The sequence below is a fragment of the Bradyrhizobium stylosanthis genome (assembly GCF_001641335.1).
Lineage (GTDB): Bacteria > Pseudomonadota > Alphaproteobacteria > Rhizobiales > Xanthobacteraceae > Bradyrhizobium > Bradyrhizobium stylosanthis.
In genome coordinates this window covers 659,941-683,288 of record NZ_LVEM01000005.1, presented here as the reverse complement: position 1 = coordinate 683,288, position 23,348 = coordinate 659,941, and the positions used below count along the sequence as shown (strand labels likewise).

Here is a 23,348-nt window from a genome sequence, read left to right as displayed (position 1 = left end):
GCCCTCCAGGTATCGGGAACTGAAACTTTGCGAATGCGGTACTTCTTTCATGTCTTGAGCCATGGGATGGCGTTCGAGGACGAAACAGGCACGGTGTTGCCAGACGCTGAGGCGGCGATACTTTACGCGTCCGTTATTGCGGCCGAGCTTGCTCAAGACGGTAATGAGTACCACGGGTTCGACGTTTGTGCGGTCGATAATGACGGCAACGAAATTGCCCGAATGCCGGTACTGGTGCCATCCTAGCTCGCAAGACCAGAAAGCAACCTCTCTGTTCTTACGGAACCGAGCAGACCTGCCTCTCGAGCCTCGCATGGTCAGGACGCTCGACATCTCATCACGTCGCTAATCATTGTGCTAATCATTGTCCCCTCCCGGCTCGACGACATGCAATGGTTGGGCCGCACCGCCGATCGAATGAGTCCAGGTCGGCAAGCCAAAAAATGCGGAAGCACCGCTGCCGGCGCGGGGTTTGCAATTTAAGGCGCGATGCGAGTTCCCTGGCGGCGTGATGTTGCCGCTCATGGATTAGATTCCAAATTGACAGCTGTCAGATTCTGGCGATTTTTGTCAGTGGAAGGAAATTGACCGCCGTCACGGCGCCGTTCCCGGATCATTCGATAATCGCCCGCCATTGGTTGGAGTTCAGGCGATGGTGACATCTATTCACGTTGTTCCGGATGACAGTTTTGACGATTGGGTGGTGCGCGGCGAACTCGGGGACGAGTTCGGCCATTATCCTACCAAGGAAAATGCCGAGCAGGTCGCCGAAGCAATCGCGCAAGCGCGCGAAGCCGAGCTCGTCGTTCACCTCCCGGATGGACGAACAAAACGCAGGAGCTTTAAAAAGGGGTGGATAGCCAGATTACTCGGGAAATAATCGGACCGGGCCGGCGGGCGTCCTACACCTTGGCGCCTTCGACATGTTCGCGAGTCCATGCCAGTAAGCGGACTTTTTCTTTATCCAAATCAATAACTCGAGATTTGAGCGTGCGGCGATTGGGCAGTCTGAATCGTTCGGTATGATGTTCAACTATGAGGCGCGAAGGCGCTCGCGAATCACCACGTCGTATCCACTGGCTACCTCTAAGCCTGCTGTACTTTCAGTCAGTATCAAGCTCTCGAACTGAGAGAATGGAAATGTTCGCAACCTGGCTCTACGTCAGTACCAGCACGCTTGAGGAGAACGGGAATGACGAGATCGCCAGCATCCGGAGCACTGCACAATCACGAAATCCAGGGCTCGGACTAACCGGCGTGTTGATATTCTCTGGTCGTCACTTCGCCCAGTTTCTTGAGGGACCAGATGCAGGTCTTGAGACAATGAAAGCGTCAATTTTTAGAGATCAGAGGCATTGCGGAATTCTAGCCCTGCAATCACAATCGACCGAACGACGAAGGTATGGCCGGTGGTCGTTGGCCTATTCCGGCCGTGCAACTTTTATCGACCGAGTTCTGTCTGAGGCCTTGCGAGAGAGCGACGGGAGAAAGCTACTTAGCTGCATGGACCATTTTGTAGCGGACATTTGCTAAATGCGCGTGCGTTATTAGCCCTGCCTGTCTGAAAAGACCTGAGTCAGCTAGGATTTTCCGTTTCCTGATAAGATATACGGATGGGACTCTTCGTTGAAGGCGCCAACAGATCACAGCTAACGCTTTTGCCGGAGTGTTCGGAATACTGGGTAAGCGGGGAGAACGCGGTCCATGTGATCGACGACCGGCGAACTGCTGGACGCGGCTGAAGAGACTTCGCGCATTGACGAACATCGGCAGAGACGAGCGCGGCGGTGGGCACCCACATTTCTGGAGCTCATCAACTCCGCATCCGCCGCGCCTGCGCCGTCTCCGGAATCTGAACGAGCTCTGACGGCACGAGCACTACCACCGTGCCATAGGCGAGTTCAGAAATGTCGGTTTAGCAATAACAATACTGGACCGAATGACATCACGACAACTGGTATCAAGAGCACCGTTTCGGTCCAATCGACATGAGCGACCTGTGAACACCCGCATCGGCGAATGCCGAATTTACCAACATCCAAGTTGCCAGGAAGCGGAGGACTCCCCGCATATAGACGCGCCTAGATATTTATTCGGGTTCACACATGCTCGCCCATCCGCCCGGAAATACGTTCAATTCTTGGTTGCAGCTCCGCTAGATCGATGAAGTCATCCGCCTGCCGTCTCAGTTCATCTGCGATCACCGTTGGCTGGGCCGCAACGCTCGAAACTACCGTTACGCGAACGCCGCGTCGTTGAACGGCCTGAACCAACGAAGTGAACCCACCCTCGCCTGAAAACAGGAAAATTTCGTCTAGCTGCCCCGATAACTGCATTGCGCCGACTGCAAGATCGACCCTCATGCTACCCTTAAACTTTCGACGGCCTCTCTCGTCAGAAAACTCCCTAACCGGCTTTGAGACCACCGTGAAGCTGTTGTAGTCGAGCCAATCGAGTAGAGGTCGAACTCCGGAATACTCCTGATTCTCGACGATCATGGTGTAGTAAAGGGCCCGCAAGATGGTAGCCCTCCCTCGAAATTCGCTAATTAGCTTTCGGTAATCAATATCAAAGCGCAGGGCCCTTGCGGTCGAATGGAGACTGTCCCCGTCGATGAATAGTGCGGCAGTTCCCCGGCTGTGATCCATTTGTGGTCTCATTAATCGCGCTTTTGGCTCACGCTGATGCCATCTACCGTTTCCGTCTCGCTCGGCCAGTTGGGAGCAATCCGTCGGCCTATTGGGCACAATCGACGTTGGGCTAAGGCCATCAACCTTCAGAGATTGAAATGAGTAAAGGGCTCATACTAGATCCTTGCTAGATCCTTGGTTCGCTCGTGGCCGCTGACACGGCTTGTCGTAAAGCTGATTCAGGTCCTTTCGTCCTACCGACGCGCAGGCCCGCAATAAAAATGTCCAACGCCCGCTCGTACGCCTCATCGTACGAATATGTATGTAAGAACGCGTCCATGAATTCGTGCAGAGCAAAGCCACGGACCAGGCATCGGAGAATCTGCAGAGCGTCATGGCCTTCCCGACCGCAGAGGTTGCATTCCGCGAACACCGCGACCATGAACTCCTGGATCTCCTCATAAGCTCGACGCCATTCCGGACATTCGGTTACAGGTGCACGAAAAGTTGCTGCAGCCAGTCCAGGGTGCTCGACCGCAAACCGGCGCATTTCACCGGCGACTGCCCTCAGTGCCGAAAACGACGATTTGCCGTTCCGTGCGCTTTCGAGCCGACCCAACAAGTTCCGACAGGACTTGATCGCGAAGAAGCGCCGGATCTCCGGAACGCTGGTGCGCGGTTCACCTGAGGCTAGTTCCAATTCGGCCGCAATGTCGTCCGCGAGCCGCCTGCCCCAGCTCGAGGCCAGGATTTCATCGATCGAGAAGTCGCGCGGGTGCTTCATCGAGCGGATTCCTTTCCAGGGCGTAGCACGGCGGCTGCCGTTCATAGCTGACTTCAAGTTCGTTCCCGCGGACCCAGACCCGCTTGCATCGTCGAAATACCAACTTCGGGCTGGACACGAAGATAAGAAAAAACCTAGTGAGGTCTTGCGGATCTCGGACAAACAAGCGCGCTCCACCATCCCAGACGCTTAGAACTTGGCAATCAGTCGACCATGACTCATCAAGGGCGACGCACCGCGCGTCGAGGGGTTGAGTGAATGTGACCCTTTTTGATTCGGTACGAAGCGCCGGAAAGCCTAACGTGTGAGATCGGCTCTTCGCAGGATCAATTCCGGTCGATTGCCTTGGAGCTATCGAAGGTGGTTTCTCTCTGTGTTCGAACGTGTTCAGCATCGCGGCACCGCGCAAGTCGTTTTACGGGTCTTCGGTGGGAAACTTTCGGTCGTTACTTCTTCGACAGTTGGCTAAGGAAGTGGTTGTAGGACTTTTCGAACAAGACTGAGCTTAAGCCACTCCTTGCACGGCGCTCGGTCGAATAAGCGCCAATGCTCGGCCAAACGACGGTAAAGGAATGGTTACGTGCAGACAGTTTTCACAACCGACCAGGTTCATGCTCGCGACCGGTTTGACTATTGGCATAGCGTCGCTTGCCAAAGGATCGTGGAGCACGAGACGATCCCGGCGGATCGCTCGAACTTTGCGGCCTCGATTGAGGTGGGTGGCTTAGGCAATCTGGAACTCGTCGAGTTCCACAACTCCCCTATGCAGGTAAGCCACACCCTGGCGCACTCGGATCGAGCGCGTCCGGACCAACTGTTCGTGTGCTATCAGGTCTCTGGCTCCGTCTTTATAGCACAAAATGCACGTGAAGTGACCTTGAGCGCGGGAAACCTCACGCTGATCGATCCGCTGCTTCCCTATGATTGCAGATTTCTTGATGGCTCAAAGACGCTCGTTGTGAAGGTGCCGCGGCTTGAGTTGCGGGCTCGCCTTGGTCGAAATCGGGAACTTGTTGCCCGTATCGTTCGTCCGGTCCGGGTCGACGACAGCTTGACCCTGACTCTCACTGCAATGCTGCCCTCTCTCGCTGCGACGATGGCACCCGTCACGGAGGAGATGGTGGGCAATCATGCCGTGGATCTGATTGCCTTGTCCATTGCCCGAACTCTCGAAGGGGAGACTGCTCGTGTTTCGTCATCAAAGGCGATTTTACTTGCTCGCATTCGTACGGCGATAGACGCGAGGCTCACCGATTCGAACTTGCATGCACAGGACATAGCTGATGCGGTCGGCATCAGCGTTCGCTATGCGAATGAACTCCTGTCAGCGCAGGACACATCCATAATGCAACTGGTGCTGGCACGGCGTCTGGCCCGGTGCCGATTCGCATTGGAGGATCCCCATCAAGGTCATCGTACCGTGAGCGAGATAGCCTATGGGTGGGGATTTAAGGATCTCACTCACTTCGGGCGAAAATTCAAAGCCGCTTACGGCACTACTCCAAGCGAATGCCAGATGCTGGCTCGTCGGATGTAAGCGATCACCACTAGAAGCTGAAGATTACCCCGCACTTACTAACGTCAATTACATCGGCGAAGTTCTCGAGTGCGACGGCAGACAATTCGCCAGGCCGCTGTGACAATCATCAATGCAGCCGTCGGCACCTGGCGTCAGCGAGATTGGATGTTGCGGCCCCAAAATGGCGGCGACGCCGGATCGACTAGGGACACTTGTGCGAAAGTCCCGCGAGATCCGCCAAGGGCTGCTCACTCTCTGCTCTTTCCAACCAGGAACCGATCTTCATGAACCGCGCTCGTCCCTTTCTCGCCGCGATTGTCCTGGTTCTGGCAACCCTTGTTCAAGGACTTGGCCCGGCCGCAGGTAAGGAAATCGCGGACGCCCATAGCGCCAACGTGGTAACTTCCTCTAAGCTGTTTCTTCCCGCCGGCCATCGCTATCGCGTACCAGCCAATACACGATACCCAACGCGAGGATAACGGTCGCAAATGCCAGCGTGTGCAGGGCATCCGTTTCGTTCAGATCCAGAAGGATGACCTTTCGGCAGATGGCAAGCAGCGCGATCACGATTACGGAGCGGATCTGCACCACTGCCTCTCGGCGTTCAGCCACCACCAACAGCGACTTCTTGAACTCCAACGCAATGATCACGGTAAAGATCATGCCGAATACGGCCTGGAACACCCTGAAATCAGACGGATCCAGACCACCCGCCAGCACCAGTCCGAACAATATCTTCAGGCTCAGTGTCCAGACCGCCGCGACCACCACGATCGCAATCAGTAACGTCAGGAAGAGCACCACAGCGCGCTCAAACCATTGATAAAGTGACGCCAACCTGAGCTCGCTCTTCGTCTCCTGGAATTCATCCTTGATCGACATGATCGCCTTCGCCCTCTTCCTTGCGCTGACCTGACGCGCATTGTCGGACCTAGTTGTTGCCAACCGAGATCGCAGGGGACCGTATGGCCCGAGAATGTTCTTCCGCCTTGACGGCTGTCAGCAGATGTCCGCGCCCATGGCCCCGCGCTCGTCATTTTTACGGTGATCCGATTGAGAACTATCAATGCATCGCCCCTTGGCGTTTGCGATGATCTAGATGCGAGGTGTCCCACCATCGCAACCCGTTCCCGGGCGTCCTCCCCTGACTTGGACCGCCAGCGCTCAGCTGCGCGGTCCGTTTTTCTCCACGCAAATTGGAGATCAGCTGTCGCCGGCGTGGATCCACTCACGCCCGATGGTCAGCAGAGCGGCCATGATCGCCGGCCCGATGAACAGGCCGAGCAGCCCGAGGGAACGCATCCCACCGATCATACCGATCAGCACAAGCAGGAAAGGTAGTCGTACGGCACCTCCGATCAGGGCCGGCTGAATGAGATGATCCATGATCAGCAATGCGGCGCTGCCGAAGACCCCCAATCCAGCGCTCGCCCATGGGGCCGCGTTCACGACAAGCAAGCAAGCGGCCGAAGCAATCAGGACAATCCAGGCTCCGAATGGTACTATCGAAAAAAGAGCCATGGTCGCGCCAAACAGCAATGGATGCGGCACGCCGGTTATGACAAACGCCAGCCAGAACACGCCGCCCTTGACGAGCGAAGCCGCCACAGTACCGTTCGCAGTTGCGCGGATGGCATCCGCGAAGGCGATCAACAGATTTTCTCCTTGCATCCCGAGCAGATTGCGCACAAGCACCCGACATCGAACTGCGAGCCAGGCGCCATCGCGGAGCGCGATGAACAGGGCGAGCAACATCGTCAGCAACTCGAGGACTCGTCGAAGCATCGCGCCGCCAAGAGACCCTGCCCAGGTCGCGAGGCTTTCGAGATTGACGCGCCGTAGCCATACGACGAGAGCGTTGGGGTCGCTGAGATTCTCCCGCCACCATTGGTCAAGTAGCTGACCGGCATGCGGCAATCGCGACAGCCAAGGTGGAGCGGCAATCCCGTTGAGTCCGAGCGCATTGAGCGAAGCCAGCAACGCACCGCTTCCCTCGGCAATCTGCCGTGCCAGCAACATGGTCGGCACTATTACGAAACATGCCAGCACAAGCGTGAAGCATAGTGGCGCCAGGATCTGTGATCGCTTGCCGCCGATCGCCGCCAGGCGATTGTAAAGCGGCCAAGTTGCGATGGCGATGATGGCGGCCCAAACCAACGCTGCCAAAAACTCCGATGCGACGCAGGCCGCCGCAGCCACAACGACGGCCCCGACCGCGACACGAGCCGCGGCCTGCACCCCGGCATCGACTGACGGAGCTCCCGTATCCGCGTGCCTGGAGACGTTTCCCTCGGAGACCAGCATGACTTTCGACCTGTGGGATCGAGCTTAGTCACACACGATGCGTGCTCCCAAACTTACCGACACGATGCGGCGATCGGTCGGTTCCGGCGCTGATGACCGTCAACCCGGCCGTGGTTTTCGATAGCTCCACCGATAATCCGCACCTCGTCCAAATGAGACTTTGGGCCCAGCTTGGCTTGACAACCATCATGGCATCTGCCGGCCGCTCCGCGGTACTTGGCTGCTTGATCAATAGAGGCTGGCCGAATGACTGGAAAAGGACTGCCATGATCAAGGACATACTCGTTCGTCTCGACGGAACGCCGCAGGACGACATTCGTCTGGCAGCCGTCGACCAGATTGCCGCGATATTTGCATCTCACATCACCGGTCTTTACTTCAATCTGCAGTCACCTCTCACCTCCGGCGAAGTCGCAAAGGAGGATGGCGACGCGGTCGAAGCAGCCGCGCTGGCGCGTTTGAGACGCCTTCAGCAGGAGACGCACCTGCGTCGCTTTGATGTCGCGGGCGAAGAGGACGTCCCTGATACGGCCATGCTGCCAGCGCGCGCTGCCGACACGTTCGTGGAGCTCTGTCCCGACAGCCGATCGAGCAACCCAGAGCGCTTGATCGAGCGCCTCCTTTTCGGAGCCGGCCGCCACGTATTCCTCGTGCCGAACGACCTCAAAGCAGTTTCTTTCTGGAAGCACGCAATCGTCGCATGGAACGGCAGTCGGGAGGCGGCCCGCGCCTTGGCCGAGGCCATGCCTTATTTGCATCTGGCCGAGAAAGTCGGCCTCCTCGTCGTCGAAGGCGAGCACCCGACGGAGGCAGACCTCCTCATGGGCAACGATGCCGTACAACATCTTCGGCATCACGGCATCAATGCCGTCAAATACCGGGCGTTTGGTGAGGAAGACGAGACCGCCGGCGTGCTGATCGAGGAATGTCGCAAGCTGGACGCCAATCTGCTGGTGATGGGCAGTTACGGCCATTCCGCCCTGCATGAATTGTTACCCGGCAGTACGACGAGCCGCCTGCTTCGTCGTTCGCCGATCCCGCTCGTCGTTGCCCATTGAGGAGCCAATCCATGCTTGACCGAACCCGTCGTGCCGCGCTTGCCGGAGCTCACGCAATTCCCGTTCCCCGCACGATGTATGCCGCGGCCATGGATCGCTTCGGCGAACCGGCCGTACTCACCGGGCACGCGCTGCCGGTTCCGACAATAGATCCCGGCGAAGTTTTGATTGCCGTCGACACATCAGGGGTCGGACCATGGGATATCGACGTGCGCCTCGGACGCTTTGCGGGCCGCAGGCCGCACTTCCCGATCGTTCCAGGCGTCGATGGCGCCGGCATTGTCGTCGCGGTCGGCTCGCGCGTGCGCCGGCTGAAAGTCGGCGACGAGGTCTATTCGTACAGCTGGGGAAACCCTAAGGGTGGCTTCTATGCCGAGTATGTGGCAGTCCCCGTCAACAATGTCGCGCCGATCCCGAAATGGCTGGACCTCCAGCACGCAGGAGCTATTGCGACAACAGGTCTGACGGCACTGCAAGGCATCGACGACGCCCTGAGATTAAGGAAGGGTGAGACAATCATCATTCATGGCGCTTCAGGCGGCGTCGGCACTCTGGCTGTTCAATTTGCCAAGCTTCGTGGCGCTCGCGTATTTGCTACGGCTTCCGGGATAGAGGGCGTCGAGTTGGTGCGAGAGATGGGTGCCGATGCGGTCGTCGACGGCAAGCGGGTGGTCGACATCGACGATCGTGCGCGCGCCTTTGCGCCCGAGGGAGTCGATGCCGTGCTCGCTCTTGCGGGTGGCGACGCACTCGGACAATGCCTCGATGCGCTTCGACCGAATGGAAGGGTGGCTCACCCAAACGGCATCGAGCCAGCGCCAAGGAAGCGACGCGGCATCGCGTTGACTCGATATGACGCCGTTGCCGGGGTCCGCGAATTCGAGCACCTCAATGAGGCAGTCCAGGCGGCGAAGCTCAAGGTCCCGATCGCAGAGCGTTATTCGCTGGCTAAAGCTCACAAGGCGCACTTGCGCCTCGAGGCGGGCGAGGTCCTTGGAAAAATCGTGCTGACAGTTCACGGCACATGATCGCGAGAGCCCGTCCCTCCTCTACGAAGGGTGGCCCGGATCCAAATGGTAAAGTGGCGTCTTCTTGGCCCGTTGCGGCGTCATCTTTGCAGGGTCTGGCGCTCCGGGAACGCCGCGCGGCCCCAACGCTCGCGTTGAATGTCATCTTCGGACTTCTCGGGTTCAACCCCGTTCATCGGACGTTCTCTTGGCATTTTATGCTCTCCCTCGTCTCGACACAAAGTGCTCATCGCAATGGCTCATACTGCTCGCGAAGCGGCGGTGCTGCGATTCAGGAGTACTACGTAAGGCGCCTCTGCCATTCGAATAGTCTCGCAGCGAGCAAAGCTTGATAGCTGTCAAGGCACGTCGTAGCGGCAGGCCGCTACTATGGCCGGACCTGGAAACCGACGGCTATTTTGGAGCTAGACATGACCAGCACGACCTTCAACAGCAATGCTGACTTCAACATCGATTCTGCCTCCGCGATGCTTGCCAAGAACTGGTGGCTGTTCCTGCTGCGGGGCATCTTCGGAATTGTCTTCGGGTTGCTCGCTCTTCTCTTCCCGGGCCCCACCATGCTCTCGCTGGTGTTGTTGTTCTCGGCCTACATGTTGGTCGACGGCTTAGCAGGAATCATTTCCGCCGTTCGTGCGATGCGACGGAAGGACCAATGGGGACTGTTGGTATTTGAAGGCCTGCTCAATATCGCGGTCGGCGTTGCCGCCTTTATCTGGCCCGGCCTGACGGTGCTTGCCTTTGTCTTCATGGTCGCCGCCTGGGCGATCATCTCGGGCGCGCTGATGATGAGTGCTGGCTTTCGCCTCAAGCTTGATCATGGCCGCTGGTGGATGGTTCTCGGCGGGCTGTTGTCGCTCGTTTATGGCGCGCTGCTGGTCGCTATGCCGTTGATCGGGGCAGTGGTGCTTACGTGGTGGATGGGAGCTTACGCGATGGCCTTCGGCGTTGCGCTGGTCGTTCTGTCCTTCAAGTTGCGCGCCCGCCAGAACGAGCAGACGGGCTCCCTCGCCGCGGCGACGTGAGCCAGTCTGCCGAAGTACTTCAATACGCAGATCGTGCACCGCACAGAACCCGCCTGCACCAAGCAAACGGCGAGCGCCGACAGCGTCCGCCGCCGCCGAGGCCGCCTTACCGCCGTTCGACAATCACTGTTCCCCTCACCACGAACAGGGTGCGGTGGCCGTTAGTGATTTCGGTGGCGACATAGGTGTTGCGGGAACGCTCCGCAGCTCTTTTCAGGTGGGCCGGCATTCGTTGCACGGCTTGGTGACATGCTGTCCCATCGGTCGGGAATAGTTTTCCAAGCGGGTCTTCAGTCCTCTGCCCGCGTACATGCTGATGAAAGAAGTAACGAGGCATTGGGGCCTGCTTTCTCCATTCAAGAGGGAACGAGCGGCAGAGCGGTTGGTTCAAAAGTGAACGATGTCTCCATCGCCGCGGGCTGGGCGACAAACTGAAACTTTCGCAAATAATTGACGAGCGTCAGGGCATGCAAAAAGAACGTCCGTAGACTGTTTGAAACCAACGTTCCTCGAATCCAGGAGATCGTACGCGCGCCGGGCGCTACGCCTCTGCACAATAGGAGTTTGGATAATGCCAAGTGAGACACTCGACGGCCTGAAGGTCGCGATTCTGATCGAGGATGGATTCGAGCAAGTCGAGATGGAGGAGCCGCGCAAGGCGCTGAACCAGGCCGGCGCAAAAACCAGCATCGTGTCGCCGAAACACCAGCGGGTCCGTGCTTGGAAGTTCACGGAGTGGGGCGAGGAGTTCCCGGTGGACGTTCCCCTCAATCAGGCCAAAGCGGAGGACTTCGACGCGCTGTTGCTGCCGGGTGGCGTCATCAATCCCGACGCGCTTCGCATCGAGCCTACCGCGGTTGCCTTCGCGAAAGCCTTCTTCGATGCCAGCAAACCGGTCGCCTCGATCTGCCACGGGCCATGGACCATCATCGAGACCGGCGCAGCACGGGGGCGCCGCATGACATCGTGGCCTTCCCTCAGGACCGACCTGAAAAATGCCGGCGCGGATTGGGTGGATCAGGACGCGGTTGTGGACCGAGGCCTGGTCACGAGCCGCAAGCCCGATGATATCCCGACGGCATTCAACAAAGAGATGATCAAGCTCTTTGCCGAAGCGCGGGGACGCCGCCATGCTGCGTGACGCCACACGGAGCGAACTGATTGGCCACGCGCGGTCGCGGCGATCGGCCAGGGAAGCTGGTATCTTGGCGATTCCCAAGGCGTCCAGCGCTGGCCAGGAATGTCGAACCTGCGGATGTATCGGTCGGATGTCGAGACCAATCGGATCGATGCCGCATTTCCCCGAGATTTGCATCAGCGTGGATTGCTGATGCCCTGGTGATTACCCACCGTGGATACCCTGCCGAAAAGCGGCGGGTGAATGACCGCGTGCTCTTTCGTTGATGGCCACGGGCAGGCGCCTGGTTCGCTGGAGCCCACGACACGGCGGTGCAGATCGACACGTCCATCGTGCGCGTGCATCAGCACGGTGCCTGTGTCAACCTGAACAGAAGACAATCCTTGGGGGCGGTCAAGAAGCGGCTTAACCTGCAATTCCATGCGGCAGTCGACACGAATGGCCTACCTGTGCGCATTCACGGCCGGCGAGGTGCGCGACAACCGCCTCGCCGGAAGGCTCCTATCTCGTCTGAAGTCAGGAGCGATGCTGCTCGCCGCAACCTGCATCAATCAGGCTGTGGCTGCGCGTTGATGTACCGCGTCCTAGATCGAGCGCAATTAGGCAGCGATCGTGTCAGAGACAGCGTTCGGATACTTTCTACCGATTTGGTGCTCCAGTGCACCGCGATCCGTAATTCGGACCGTTCGGATCCCAATCAGAGAAATGATACCGCGCTGCTGCAGATCTGAAAACGCGCGACATACAGTCTCCACAGACACAGCGAGATACTCGGCGAGATCATACCGCGTGATCGGAAGCCGTATGTCTCCCCGCTGGTCTCCGTAGCGCTTTTCAAGCAGCAGCAGGAACGCACTCACCTTGTCTGCCGTCGTGACACCGCCGAGGACTATGAGCTGCCGTCGGCTACGTTCTAGCGATTGAAAGGTGATCTCCCTCAGTTCTCTTGCGAACTGGCGATCACGCTCGCATAGGTTCTCAAGCCGCGCTGCGGAATAGCCCGCGAGGACGGTCTCTTCCGTAATGGCCTCAATCGGTTCTTCTGTCTCGCTGTCACCGACGAAGAAGAAATCCCGCACCAGCATCAGATCCAGGATCTGCCGGCGTCCATCGGGGCGGATGGTCGCCCGCCGTACGGCGCCGGCAATCACGTAGTACCAACGTCCCGCGGTGCCGTCCTCTTCCGGAACTTGCTGGTCGCGATTCAGTTTGACAATTGCGACCGACTCGTCGAGCCGCTTCAGCGCGTGCGATTGTAAGCCGAGAAGCCTTCGATAATAGTCCGCTGGGTGAATTATCGGTTTCATATCTCTGTCCTTCCTTGTTCAAGCCCTTTAGATCAGGTGCTCTCGGCGGGAGGAACGATCCGCTCACAGGCAATCAACTACCTGCAATACAACCGCGTAAATTTAGGAAATTTGCATACGTAGAAACACGTAACGGCGCTTTGGCTATCTCGAACGGACACTTTAGGTTCTCGTGTGTCGCTTGCAGTCCACTACCATAGGCATTTCATTGCGCAGCCGGAGCCGACATGTGCCGCAGATGCACAATGCGCTGCTACAAAAATAGCACTACGCGTCGATCATTTTTCCTGAACGACAGCGAGCTTGGCATCAGGCTGCCGCAAATGCGAAGCCATGACCGTTCGACGGTCAAGGCATTAAGCCGCGGCGGCGAATTAGCGATCTGCGAATTGACAATGGTCAGCGCACCACTGGTTCAAAGGGGGTACTCGCTAAAGCCACTGAACCCTCACAGGAGAGAGAAATGGAAGCAGCCATCCCCCGCCGCCATTCGAAACTCACCAGCAGCGCAGCCACGCCATGCCGGCAGAACGCGGCGAAGTGGACGCGATATTCCGGCCTGGCGGCGCTTGCCGGAATATTGGCCGTCCTCAGCAGCAATCCCGCCCTGACGCAGGCTGGCGTAGCTCTGGTCAAGGTTGATTTGAGCGTCGTCGATCAGGGCTATCGCATGAGCAAGCTGATCGGCAGCAGCGTCATCAACGACAAGAATGAGAAGATCGGAAGCCTCGACGACGTGATTGCCGCCAAGGACAAGAAACAACTCAACTTCGCGATTCTGCAGGTCGGCGGCTTTCTCGGCGTGGGCGGCCATCTGGTCGCAGTCCCGATGGACAGCCTCGTCATCGACGACACCGGCAGCAAGATCACTCTTCCTGGCGCATCCAAAGACGAGCTGAAGAAGCTATCGGAATTCCACTACCGATCTTCCTGACGGCCACCTCCTATGTCGATTCCAAGATCAACCGACACGATCCTGGACCGCACCCGCACCCGCGAGGTGACCGGTGTGTTTCACTCGCGACGTGCGCTCGATGACGCGGCCCAGGATCTTCTTCTGTCGGGATTCGATCGCTCCGACATCGACCTCAGCGCATCTCCCGACGAGGTGCAGCGACGGCTGAATTACGCTGTGATTCCCCCGGCCGACCTCTCCGACCTGCCGACCACGCCGAGACAGCCTTTCTTCGGCGAAGACGATTTGCTTGGTGCGGAAGCCGTCGCCAGCAGCGTTCTCGGCTGCATCGCAGCGGTCGGCTCCGCCCTTTTCCTGATCATCAAAAACTATGAGCCTATGGCGGTCGCCATGTGGTCGATTCTGATCGGGATCGTCACAGGTGCCGTCGTCATAGTGCCCATATACCGACTACTGCGCCGCGAGCGCGTCAGGGGCCTGGAGCCGGTCGCAGAATGGGATGGCCTCTTGATATGGGTTCGGGTTCGCTCCCCTGAGAAAGAAGCTCAGGCCCAGGAGATTCTGATGCGGCATGGCGGGCAGGCTGTGCACGTTCATGAAATCGATCTGGAAAAGCGCCCGGAAGATCTGCCGCTCAACTCACTTCGGCCGGATCCCTGGCTGGGAGACGAACGCCTCGGGCGGCCGTAAAGAGGCCGCGATAAATGCCGCGCTTGCGTCAATCCTCCCAGCAGGTTCAACCGTCCGCAAAGATCATCCTTAGCGATCGTCGCTCAGTTCGGATTCACAAGCTCAAGCGAGAAACTCGATACGGAAGTTGACGGTCGTCATGGCTCGCTCGCTCGTCATACGTAGATTGCTCCGACCGGCGATGACGGAGCTTACGCCGAGAATGCCACTTGCAAATGCCAGGAGCCAATCATGAAGTCAGACAGTGAGATCGAACGTGATGTCCGTGACGAACTGAAATGGGATCCCGACCTCGATAGCAGCGATATTGCCGTTTCGGTCAAGGACGGCGTTGTCACGCTTGCGGGTTTCACGCACAGCTACGCCGATCGGCTGGAGGCCGAGTCTGCGGCGAAGCGCGTGGCGGGCGTTCGCGCCATCGCCAATGACATCGAGGTTCGGCTGCCGTCGATCGATCAACGCCCGGATCCCGACATCGCGCGCGACGCCGTCGCCGCGCTCAAGTCGGAGCTTCCGATCTCTCACGACAAGATCAAGGCGACAGTCAGAGACGGCTGGATCACACTCGAAGGTTCCGCCGAATGGCAATATCAAAAGACCACAGCTGAAAACGCGGTCCGCAAGGTCAAAGGCGTCAAGGGCGTCATCAACGTGATCACGGTCAAGCCGAAAGTCGAGCCTTCCGAGCTCAAGCAGAAAATTCAGGACGCGTTCAAGCGGAACGCGGAAGTCGACGCCAACCGGATCCAGGTCGAGGCTAACGGCAGCGAAGTGGTCCTCAAGGGAACGGTCCGCTCGTGGATCGAACGCGAGGAAGCCGAGCGCGTCGCCTGGTCTGCGCCCGGCGTGAGCAAGGTCGACGATCGCATCGTCGTGAGCCCCTAGAATAGAGGGTTGCACCGCAAGCTGAAAAAGGAGATCCCAATGAGGTTACGATCACTCGTCCCGTCTCGTGATGCAGGAATGCTGATGCGGCCCGACTTTGGCCTGTTCGGCCTGCACCGGGAAATCGACCGCCTGTTCAGTGAGTTTTCGCAGAGCCAGGGTCCCAACGGACAGCAGCTCGTGCCCAACATCGAAATCGCGGAAACGGACAAGGCAATCGAAGTCACCGCCGAAATGCCGGGCCTCGAGCGCAAGGACGTCGATATTTCTCTCGAGGATGACACGCTTACCATTCGCGGCGAGAAGAAGGTGGAGCAGGGCACGGACGCCGGCAAGAACGACAAGAACGTCCAGCATAGCGAACGCAGCTACGGCGTGTTCCTTCGCGTGCTGCAGCTTCCGCCCGGCATCGATCCCTCCTCCGTCCAGGCAACAATGGCCAACGGCGTCCTGAAGATCACGATTCCAAAGCCCGCAAAGCCGGAACCGAAGAAGATCGAGGTCAAGGAAGCTGCTTGACCGTCGGCGCGGCGAGACGCCCGAGCCATTTGTCTCCTCACAGCCCAGCTCGGCGCGTCTCGCCTCTCATCGCGAATAGGGCGAGACACCCACAGACTTCAGGACGGCCGCAGCTGTCCCAGGATTCAAACCTGAAGGAACCTGATCATGGCAAAAGCAATCGGCATCGATCTCGGCACCACCAACTCTTGCGTCGCTGTGATGGAAGGCAGCAAAGCCAGGGTCATTGAGAATGCCGAAGGCGGGCGCACCACGCCGTCCATGGTTGCCTTCACGGATGATGGCGAAGTCCTGGTCGGGCAGCCGGCCAAGCGGCAAAGTATCACCAACCCCGAGAACACGATCTATGCAATCAAGCGCCTGATCGGCCGGCGCTACGACGACCCGATCACGGCAAAAGACAAGACCATGGTGCCCTATCACATCGTACCGGGCGACAATGGCGACGCCTGGGTCGACGTCCGGGGTAAGAAGTACAGCCCGAGCCAGATCAGCGCTTTCATCCTCACCAAAATGAAGGAAACCGCTGAAGCAACTCTTGGCGGCACTGTCACACAGGCCGTCATCACCGTGCCCGCGTATTTCAACGATGCGCAGCGCCAGGCAACCAAGGACGCTGGCCGGATCGCCGGGCTGGAAGTCCTGCGAATCATCAATGAGCCGACTGCGGCCGCCCTGGCCTACGGCCTCGACAAGACAGGCAGCGGCAAGATCGTGGTCTATGACCTCGGTGGCGGGACGTTCGATGTCTCGATCCTGGAGGTCGGTGACGGCGTGTTCGAGGTCAAGTCGACCAATGGCGACACCTTCCTCGGTGGAGAGGATTTCGACAAGCGGATCATCGACTATCTGGCGGACGAGTTTCGCAAGGAAAACGGAATCGACCTCCGCAAAGATCGCCTCGCCCTGCAACGGCTCAAGGATGCGGCCGAGAAGGCCAAGATCGAACTCTCCAGCGCCACTCAGACCGACGTCAATCTGCCCTTCATCACCGCAGATCAGGCCGGACCGAAGCATCTCAATATCAAGCTGTCGCGCGCCAAGCTTGAAGCGCTCGTCGACGATCTGATCCAGCGCACCATTGATCCCTGCAAAGCAGCATTGAAGGACGCCGGCCTGCAGCCATCGGACATCAACGAAGTCGTGCTGGTAGGCGGCCAGACCCGGATGCCAAAGGTTCAGGAGACCGTGCAGAAGCTGTTCGGACGCGAACCTCACAAGGGCGTCAACCCAGATGAAGTGGTCGCGGTCGGTGCCGCGATCCAGGCCGGCGTTCTCCAAGGCGACGTCAAGGACGTCCTGCTACTCGACGTGACACCCCTGTCATTGGGCATCGAGACCCTTGGCGGCGTCATGACGAAGCTGATCGACCGCAATACCACTATTCCAACCAAGAAGAGCCAGGTGTTCTCGACAGCGGAGGACAATCAAACCGCGGTGACGATCCGGGTCTTCCAGGGCGAGCGCGAGATGGCAGCGGACAACAAGATGCTCGGACAGTTCGATCTGGTCGGGATCCCGCCGGCACCGCGGGGCGTGCCGCAGATCGAAGTCACCTTCGATATTGATGCCAATGGCATCGTCAACGTATCGGCCAAGGACAAGGCGAGCGGTAAGGAGCAGAGTATCCGGATCCAGGCGTCCGGCGGCCTGACCGAAGCAGACATCCAGAGGATGGTCAGGGAGGCCGAAGCCCATGCCGACGAGGACAAGCGGCGCAAGGAACTCATTGAAGCCCGCAACCAGGCCGACGCGGTGATCTATAGCACCGAGAAGGCCCTTAAGGACTCCGAAGGAAAGATCCCTGCCGACGTCAAGAAGGAGGTTGAGCAGGCGATCGCCGAGGCAAAGCAACGGCTGAACGCCGAGGACGTGACGGCGATCCAGCAGGCGAGCCAGCGTTTGCAGCAGTCGGCATCCAAGATCAGCGAAGCCTTGAGCCGCGCGGCGTCCCAAGGCGGTGCTTCCGGCAGCGGACAGGGTGGATCGTCTGGCAGCAGCGAAGATGTCGTGGACGCGGAATTCGAGGAGGTCGATCCCGGCGACCGAAAGGCCTCCTGAAGCCTTTCCAATCCGGCCGAACGTGACAGATGGAGCACGACATGGCTACCAAGACCATGGACGATGGGCTCGGCGAGCTTCCCGCGGGCGAGCACAAGGAAAGCGACCAGGCGCACGAGACCAGCGCCGAGCGCGACCGCCTGATGCGTGCACTTGCCGACGCCGAGAACACGAGGCGCATCGCCGAGCGTCGGGTCCAAGACGCCCGGCAATATGCGATCGCCGACTTTGCCCGCGAGCTGCTGCAGGTAGCGGATAATCTGCGACGAGCCATCGACGCCGGCTCGCCGGACGCGGAGGCCAAGGACGACAACGGCTTGCTGGCCGGCGTCGTGGCCACCGATCGTATCCTGACACAGATAATGAAACGCTTCGGTGTCGAAGAAATCGACGCTCTCAATCGGCCATTCGACCCGATGAAGCACGAAGCAGTGATGGAAACCGATCGATCCGATCAGTCTCCCGGGAGCGTCGTGGATGTTCTGGAGAATGGTTACATGCTTCACGACCGTCTCTTGCGGCCGGCCCGGGTCGTCGTCGCCAAACCGCCTAAATCACAATCGCCGTCACCCCCGCAACAATGAGCAGCGGCCCGCTCGGTCGGGCCGACGCGTAAACAGGAGCTGGTGTTGGCTGCAGACCCATATGCAACCCTGGGCGTGAAGAAGGACGCGACGCAGGCCGACATTCAAAAGGCCTACCGGCGGCTTGCAAAAAAGCTGCATCCCGATCTCAATCCCGGCAACAAGACGGCAGAGGACAAATTCAAGGAACTCTCTGCCGCCTACAATCTGCTGAACGATCCGGACAAGCGCGCCCGTTTCGACCGCGGTGAGATCGATGCTTCAGGTACCGAGCAGCAGGCCCGGCGATATTACCGGGACTTCGCCGATCGGGAAGGTTCGACGGGCTACACCAGTGGGGCCGGCTTTGCCGATTTCAGTGACTTCGCCGCCAGCGATGACATTCTCTCCGAGATCTTTGGACGTGCCGGCCGCACCGCCCGGCGCGGACGCGGGGCCGACGTCCGATATCACCTCGAGCTCAACTTTCTCGATGCCGTCAACGGCGGCAAGCAATCCATTGTTCTGCCGGACGGGTCTACGCTCGAGGTCAACATTCCTCCCGGCACCAGCGACGGCCAGATTCTCCGCCTGAAGGGGAAGGGGCGTCCGGGAGCCGGAGACGGTCCGCCAGGTGACGCCCTGATCGAGATCACCGTCCTGCCGCACCCCTACTTCGCCCGCAAAGGTGACGACATCCACCTGGACCTGCCGATCTCATTGAAAGAAGGCGTGCTGGGCGCGAAACTCAAGGTCCCAACCGTGAGCGGCGCCGTCGCGGTCTCTGTGCCAAAATGGTCGAGCTCGGGCCGGGTTCTTCGGATCAAGGGACGCGGCGTGCCGCGTGCCGATGGCGGCCGGGGGGACCAGTACGTCACGCTGAAACTGGTTCTGCCGAAAAAGCCGGACCCCGATCTCGAACGGTTCGTGAGTGGCTGGCAGCCTTCCGATAGTCCAAGACAATCAATGCGAGTGTGACAATGCAGCTCCAGGAATTCGCCGATCAATCTCACCTCGATTCCTCCACGATTGAAGCTTGGGTGGATGCGGAATGGCTGGTAGCGCATCGACCAGGTCATCAGTTCTCCGAGCAGGATCTCGCCCGTGCGCACCTCATCCAGGATCTCAAGGGCGACTTGGGCGTCAACGACGAAGGTATCGCACTGGTCCTGTATCTGCTGGATCAACTATATGGGCTGCGTTGCCTGCTCCGAGACATCCAGGCGATGCGGACCACGACCTCCGAACGCACGAATTGATGCGTTTGCGATTGATCTTCTATCATAAGCTTGCGCGTTCGGGCTCGCTCATCGCTTTGAAGGCCACGGATCATGCAGTCGCTTCTCTCGGCACTTAACGACGCGGCGATGCACTCGGATGCCTGGCCACAATTGCTTCGAAGGCTGATGGACGAGGCGGGCGTGGCGGGTGCGGCGCTGATCGTCACCAACAAGACGACGGGTACGGTCGACGAAGCCGTCTTCTGCGGTCTCAGTGCCGAATTCAAATCCCGCTACGTCGAGCACTACGCCGCGCTCGATCCATACTCGCCACTTCTGGATGCACGCTGGACCATGCTCTCCGCATCTCTCCCATGGGCCCTTTTGCGGAGGAGCGAGTGGTACAATGAGTTTGTGCTGAGCTGCGGCGTTCGGGACATCCTAGGAACGCGGCTCACGGACACTGCGAGTCATTCCGTCATTCTTGGCGTTCACCAGCGAATTGGACGTCAGTTTTCTCCAGATGTCGAGCCCCTGATCGCCACGATCACGGAACCCCTGAGGTTTGCGGCGCGCCGCTATCTCGATCGCCTGAACGAGGGACGGCCAGTCGGCGATCCGCAAACGGCGCCCGCAGAAGGAAGCCGCTTCTTTTTTCATATCGAGAACGGTGTGAACTATCCCGACGAATGCGGTAGCGTTTTCCTCTCCCCCAGCGCCGTTGCGAAACGCGGACTGACCATTGCTCGTGAGCTGGCGCGAGTTGGCGACTGGTCTGGCTTTTCTGTCGTCGTCACCGATGCATGGGGACGAATGATCACGCGCATACCAATTAAACCTTGACGGTAGGCCGAGCACCGCCGGTCTCCTCCACGTCGATGGTCTCTGTCGCCTGCGCGCCTGTATTCTCCATGGTCAGAGCATTGACGATTGTCAGCGCGATGGACTGAGCCAGCGCTATATTTGCTGTAGAGATCCTAAGATCTTCAGCCATTTCCTTACCGAAGGCCTGAACCAGCTAACTCCTACGACGTGAGGCAATATGGTTACAGCCACCACGCACGCCCACGCGCTCAATGGGGTTTCAAATGGGAAGGCGAACCCGCTATTCCAAGGATGTCGGCTTGGGCCGTTCAGCCTGCCCCATCGCGTGGTCATGGCGCCACTGACCCGTTCCAGAGCGCGACAGCCGGGCAATGTGCCGTCTCAACTCGCGGCCTGCTATTATGCGCAGCGCGCGTCTGCAGCCCTGATCATCAGCGAGGCCACCCAGATCTCGATGCAGGGCCAGGGATATGCCTGGACGCCAGGTATCCATAGCCGCGAACAGGTCGAAGCCTGGCGGCAGGTCACGAAGGCCGTGCACGAGGCCGATGGACTGATATTCAACCAACTTTGGCATGTTGGTCGCATTTCACATCCGGCCCTGCAGCCCGACAACATGCTACCCGTAGCGCCTTCGGCGATCACGCCCGCGGGAAAGGCCTTCATCGAAAACGAGCGTGGCGAGGGAGAACTAGTTCCATTTGTGCGTCCACGCGCGCTGGCCTTTGAGGAGATGCCATACCTTATCAGACAGTATGAGCGCGCTGCGAGGAATGCCGTGGCCGCCGAGTTCGACGGCATCGAGATTCATGCGGCCAACGGTTACCTGATCGATCAATTCGTCGAGAGCAGCACCAACCGACGCAGCGACGCCTACGGCGACACCGTTCAAAATCGGGCGCGGCTTCTGCTTGAAATCACGGAAACCCTGATTCCCATTCTCGGCGCGGACAGGATCGGCGTCCGGCTCTCACCTCTTGGCAAGATGAACGACATCAGCGATGACACTCCGGAATCGACGTTCGGTTACCTCGCCGAGCAGCTCTCCGGCTATGGCTTGGCCTATCTGCACATCGTCAATCCGGCGCTCGAGCAGATGCAGAATGGCCAGAAGCCGGACCCGTATGCCCTCAGCATGGCCCGATTGATCCGGAACAAGTATCAGGGAACACTCATCGTTGCCGGGGGCTTCGAAGCCGATAGCGCCGCGCAATGGCTGCGCGAGGGCCAGGCCGACTTGATCGCCTTTGGGCGCAAGTTCATCGCCAATCCCGATCTGCCCGAACGGCTGCGCGTGGGAGCACCACTGAATGTGGACGACCCGACGACATACTATGGCGGCGGCGAGAAAGGTTACACCGACTATCCTTCGCTGGAACAGGACCGCGGCGAAAAGGCGAAGGCCTGCGTCGACCAGCGTTGGCGATAAGCAGAAGTGCCGGTGCGCATGAGAATATTCGCGCGCAAGTAGTTGATCGTTTGCCCTCAATGCTCCTCTGGCCGTAGAGGCCGTCCTCAAAACACTCCGATCCGCGAATTATCCGATGAACCGGATCGCAGCAGACGACCAGCCCGGTCAACAACGCGGGAGTTGGCGCTGCGCGATGGCCGAATAAAGCGCACCTATCTCAAGATTCCCGGTAACTTCAGCTTCTTTGATTCCTTCAGCGAATCCTCCTTCCGCGATTTCTTCCTGTCCATTGATGGGTATCATGGTCGCAACTTGCGCATGCAGCACAATATCGGGAGTTCAAACAGGGCGCGAGTATAAGCGATGAGCAGAAGCTTCAGGTCATATCCTTGTCCGGAATGCGCGAAGATGCTCGGGTTGGCTCGCAAGCGAGCCACCGATGCTAGGCGCGCAGGCGTCACTTGCAGCGATCCGATGCAGCGACGGGATATTTTTAACCTCCTCAACAGCGAATTGCAGCCGCCACGTGAGTTGCATTTGAATTCGACCGAGACGGGGAGATCACAATAATCAGCCCACCGTTCGATGCGCCAAATCCACGCAGCCATCGAGCATTTCGATCGCGGCGATTTCGAGTGCGCCGCGACCCTGGCCGCTGCTGCCTGTGGCATGCTTCCGGCGATCGACAATGCCCCCCTGCCCGCGTCGGAAGCCCGTTCAGCGCGCATCGAGAGCGTTGGTCACTGGCTCGCGCATGGCACGATCCTCGATCGGACCGGCAATAGTCGGCGGAAAGAGAGTATCGTTATACGAACGGCGGACGTTGGGATTGCGATCCACGTGGCGGTCACACTGTTTGACATCGCCTTTCCGGATCAGAAGACGCCTCAGATGATCGGCTTCAGGTTGGACCACTGCGGGCTAGTTAGTGTGACATGAAGACCGGAGCCGTCATCGACTTCCGCATGGCACGAGTGACGCCGCCGAGAATGATCTCGCGCAGTTTGGACTGAGTGTAGCCTCCCATCACGATTGCGGGCATCTCCTGGGATACAGGGGGCGCGCTATAGACGGCGCAGGCTCTCAATAAGGCGCTTGTCTGCGATCGGCTTCTGCAAGATCGCCGCTACCTTTCCCCGCGCGAGCGGGGCGTCGGCGTAGCCCGTTAATACAATCGTGCGAATGCCTTTATCGTGCAGCAGATCGATGAGGGCATAGGACTGCTCACCATGTCGAAGATTGATGTCCACCAACGCCGCATCGACGGCGTGCTCGGAAATCAAACGCAGCGCTTCGGCCACGGTGGCGACGGGTCCAATCGTTTCCGCCCCGTAAGCCTCAAGGAGCCTCTTCAAGCTTAAGCCGACATCCCACGAATCTTCGACGATGAGGACACACAGGCCACCGAGGCCGAGGGTGCCTGCTTCAGGCAGTCCGTCACCGTCAAATGAAGTCATGGGTATCACGC

27 protein-coding genes and 2 pseudogenes are annotated in these 23,348 nt (G+C 59.0%); 20 read left to right on the top strand and 9 right to left on the bottom strand.

Annotated features, from left to right (window positions below; all coding sequences use genetic code 11):
- Positions 1-33 precede the first annotated feature (33 nt).
- Positions 34-246 carry a DUF6894 family protein gene (locus tag A7X65_RS34550; protein WP_063693807.1) on the top strand — a complete coding sequence of 71 codons (213 nt, stop codon included), beginning with the start codon at positions 34-36 and terminating at the stop codon, positions 244-246.
- A gap of 111 nt (positions 247-357) precedes the next feature.
- On the opposite strand, the gene A7X65_RS42250 is transcribed toward A7X65_RS34550, so the two are convergent.
- On the bottom strand, positions 358-525 hold the full coding sequence (locus A7X65_RS42250; protein ID WP_155794982.1) for a hypothetical protein: 168 nt from the start codon (positions 523-525) through the stop codon (positions 358-360).
- Positions 526-652: 127 nt separating this feature from the next.
- Here A7X65_RS42250 and A7X65_RS41105 point away from each other — a divergent pair, with 127 nt between their 5' ends.
- On the top strand, positions 653-880 hold the full coding sequence (locus A7X65_RS41105; RefSeq protein ID WP_082885163.1) for a DUF2188 domain-containing protein: 228 nt from the start codon (positions 653-655) through the stop codon (positions 878-880).
- 155 nt (positions 881-1,035) lie between these two features.
- Complete coding sequence (locus tag A7X65_RS43945; RefSeq protein ID WP_082885162.1) at positions 1,036-1,533, top strand: BLUF domain-containing protein; 498 nt, start codon at positions 1,036-1,038, stop codon at positions 1,531-1,533.
- A gap of 566 nt (positions 1,534-2,099) precedes the next feature.
- Here A7X65_RS43945 and A7X65_RS34540 read toward each other — a convergent pair.
- Together A7X65_RS34540 and A7X65_RS34535 are read right to left on the bottom strand one after the other, a co-directional pair.
- The gene (locus A7X65_RS34540; protein ID WP_063693803.1) at positions 2,100-2,648 is read right to left on the bottom strand and encodes a LabA-like NYN domain-containing protein; all 549 of its coding nucleotides are present in this window, start codon (positions 2,646-2,648) and stop codon (positions 2,100-2,102) included.
- Positions 2,649-2,817: 169 nt separating this feature from the next.
- Positions 2,818-3,459: a TetR-like C-terminal domain-containing protein gene (locus A7X65_RS34535; RefSeq protein WP_245324028.1), complete on the bottom strand. Its 642-nt coding sequence runs from the start codon at positions 3,457-3,459 to the stop codon at positions 2,818-2,820.
- A gap of 535 nt (positions 3,460-3,994) precedes the next feature.
- Between A7X65_RS34535 and A7X65_RS34530 the strand changes: the two genes are divergently transcribed.
- The gene (locus A7X65_RS34530; protein WP_082885161.1) at positions 3,995-4,951 is read left to right on the top strand and encodes an AraC-like ligand-binding domain-containing protein; all 957 of its coding nucleotides are present in this window, start codon (positions 3,995-3,997) and stop codon (positions 4,949-4,951) included.
- 390 nt (positions 4,952-5,341) lie between these two features.
- Here A7X65_RS34530 and A7X65_RS34525 read toward each other — a convergent pair whose 3' ends face one another.
- Both A7X65_RS34525 and A7X65_RS34520 read right to left on the bottom strand, forming a co-directional pair.
- Positions 5,342-5,815: a phosphate-starvation-inducible PsiE family protein gene (locus A7X65_RS34525; RefSeq protein WP_082885171.1), complete on the bottom strand. Its 474-nt coding sequence runs from the start codon at positions 5,813-5,815 to the stop codon at positions 5,342-5,344.
- Between the two features lie 321 nt (positions 5,816-6,136).
- Positions 6,137-7,237, bottom strand: coding sequence for an AI-2E family transporter (locus tag A7X65_RS34520; protein ID WP_063693799.1), 1,101 nt, complete (start codon positions 7,235-7,237; stop codon positions 6,137-6,139).
- Between the two features lie 92 nt (positions 7,238-7,329).
- Here A7X65_RS34520 and A7X65_RS34515 point away from each other — a divergent pair, with 92 nt between their 5' ends.
- The 3 genes from A7X65_RS34515 (at position 7,330) to A7X65_RS34505 (ending at position 10,345) form a co-directional block, all read left to right on the top strand.
- The gene (locus A7X65_RS34515; protein WP_082885160.1) at positions 7,330-8,295 is read left to right on the top strand and encodes a universal stress protein; all 966 of its coding nucleotides are present in this window, start codon (positions 7,330-7,332) and stop codon (positions 8,293-8,295) included.
- 11 nt (positions 8,296-8,306) lie between these two features.
- Positions 8,307-9,323 carry a quinone oxidoreductase family protein gene (locus A7X65_RS34510; RefSeq protein ID WP_208608637.1) on the top strand — a complete coding sequence of 339 codons (1,017 nt, stop codon included), beginning with the start codon at positions 8,307-8,309 and terminating at the stop codon, positions 9,321-9,323.
- Between the two features lie 410 nt (positions 9,324-9,733).
- A complete protein-coding gene (locus A7X65_RS34505; RefSeq protein ID WP_063693890.1) occupies positions 9,734-10,345 on the top strand; it encodes an HdeD family acid-resistance protein in 612 nt (203 codons plus the stop codon).
- A 106-nt stretch (positions 10,346-10,451) separates the two neighbouring features.
- Here the strand turns inward: A7X65_RS34505 and A7X65_RS43940 are convergent, their stop codons facing one another.
- Complete coding sequence (locus A7X65_RS43940) at positions 10,452-10,682, bottom strand: DUF6894 family protein (protein ID WP_420480975.1); 231 nt, start codon at positions 10,680-10,682, stop codon at positions 10,452-10,454.
- A 234-nt stretch (positions 10,683-10,916) separates the two neighbouring features.
- Here A7X65_RS43940 and A7X65_RS34500 point away from each other — a divergent pair, with 234 nt between their 5' ends.
- Together A7X65_RS34500 and A7X65_RS43405 are read left to right on the top strand one after the other, a co-directional pair.
- Positions 10,917-11,486, top strand: a complete 570-nt coding sequence (locus A7X65_RS34500) for a type 1 glutamine amidotransferase domain-containing protein (RefSeq protein ID WP_063693795.1) — start codon at positions 10,917-10,919, stop codon at positions 11,484-11,486.
- Positions 11,487-11,749: 263 nt separating this feature from the next.
- Positions 11,750-12,020: pseudogene (locus A7X65_RS43405) on the top strand (IS5/IS1182 family transposase); the annotation flags it as partial.
- Positions 12,021-12,082: 62 nt separating this feature from the next.
- On the opposite strand, the gene A7X65_RS34495 reads toward A7X65_RS43405, so the two are convergent.
- Complete coding sequence (locus A7X65_RS34495) at positions 12,083-12,790, bottom strand: helix-turn-helix domain-containing protein (protein ID WP_063693793.1); 708 nt, start codon at positions 12,788-12,790, stop codon at positions 12,083-12,085.
- 463 nt (positions 12,791-13,253) lie between these two features.
- Between A7X65_RS34495 and A7X65_RS34490 the strand changes: the two genes are divergently transcribed.
- From A7X65_RS34490 to A7X65_RS34440, 11 genes are all read left to right on the top strand, one after another.
- The gene (locus tag A7X65_RS34490) at positions 13,254-13,724 is read left to right on the top strand and encodes a PRC-barrel domain-containing protein (protein ID WP_082885159.1); all 471 of its coding nucleotides are present in this window, start codon (positions 13,254-13,256) and stop codon (positions 13,722-13,724) included.
- A 12-nt stretch (positions 13,725-13,736) separates the two neighbouring features.
- A complete protein-coding gene (locus A7X65_RS34485; RefSeq protein WP_063693791.1) occupies positions 13,737-14,396 on the top strand; it encodes a hypothetical protein in 660 nt (219 codons plus the stop codon).
- Between the two features lie 231 nt (positions 14,397-14,627).
- Positions 14,628-15,281: a BON domain-containing protein gene (locus A7X65_RS34480; protein ID WP_063693789.1), complete on the top strand. Its 654-nt coding sequence runs from the start codon at positions 14,628-14,630 to the stop codon at positions 15,279-15,281.
- 9 nt (positions 15,282-15,290) lie between these two features.
- Positions 15,291-15,800, top strand: coding sequence for an Hsp20/alpha crystallin family protein (locus A7X65_RS34475; RefSeq protein ID WP_245324027.1), 510 nt, complete (start codon positions 15,291-15,293; stop codon positions 15,798-15,800).
- A gap of 147 nt (positions 15,801-15,947) precedes the next feature.
- Positions 15,948-17,861, top strand: a complete 1,914-nt coding sequence (dnaK, locus tag A7X65_RS34470) for a molecular chaperone DnaK (RefSeq protein ID WP_063693785.1) — start codon at positions 15,948-15,950, stop codon at positions 17,859-17,861.
- A 41-nt stretch (positions 17,862-17,902) separates the two neighbouring features.
- Complete coding sequence (locus A7X65_RS34465; RefSeq protein ID WP_167358324.1) at positions 17,903-18,445, top strand: nucleotide exchange factor GrpE; 543 nt, start codon at positions 17,903-17,905, stop codon at positions 18,443-18,445.
- 45 nt (positions 18,446-18,490) lie between these two features.
- On the top strand, positions 18,491-19,402 hold the full coding sequence (locus A7X65_RS34460) for a DnaJ C-terminal domain-containing protein (protein WP_063693780.1): 912 nt from the start codon (positions 18,491-18,493) through the stop codon (positions 19,400-19,402).
- A 2-nt stretch (positions 19,403-19,404) separates the two neighbouring features.
- Complete coding sequence (locus tag A7X65_RS34455) at positions 19,405-19,683, top strand: chaperone modulator CbpM (RefSeq protein WP_063693778.1); 279 nt, start codon at positions 19,405-19,407, stop codon at positions 19,681-19,683.
- A gap of 72 nt (positions 19,684-19,755) precedes the next feature.
- Positions 19,756-20,487: a DUF6894 family protein gene (locus tag A7X65_RS34450; protein WP_063693776.1), complete on the top strand. Its 732-nt coding sequence runs from the start codon at positions 19,756-19,758 to the stop codon at positions 20,485-20,487.
- Positions 20,488-20,686: 199 nt separating this feature from the next.
- Positions 20,687-21,898, top strand: a complete 1,212-nt coding sequence (locus A7X65_RS34445; RefSeq protein WP_063693774.1) for an alkene reductase — start codon at positions 20,687-20,689, stop codon at positions 21,896-21,898.
- 567 nt (positions 21,899-22,465) lie between these two features.
- Positions 22,466-22,819, top strand: coding sequence for a hypothetical protein (locus A7X65_RS34440; protein WP_063693772.1), 354 nt, complete (start codon positions 22,466-22,468; stop codon positions 22,817-22,819).
- On the opposite strand, the pseudogene A7X65_RS43400 reads toward A7X65_RS34440, so the two are convergent.
- Positions 22,806-22,913, bottom strand: a pseudogene (locus A7X65_RS43400) (universal stress protein); the annotation flags it as partial. The gene A7X65_RS34440 and the pseudogene A7X65_RS43400 sit on opposite strands and share 14 nt — an antisense overlap.
- A 31-nt stretch (positions 22,914-22,944) precedes the next feature.
- On the bottom strand, positions 22,945-23,337 hold the full coding sequence (locus A7X65_RS34435) for a response regulator (RefSeq protein WP_063693769.1): 393 nt from the start codon (positions 23,335-23,337) through the stop codon (positions 22,945-22,947).
- Between the last annotated feature and the right edge of the window lie 11 nt (positions 23,338-23,348).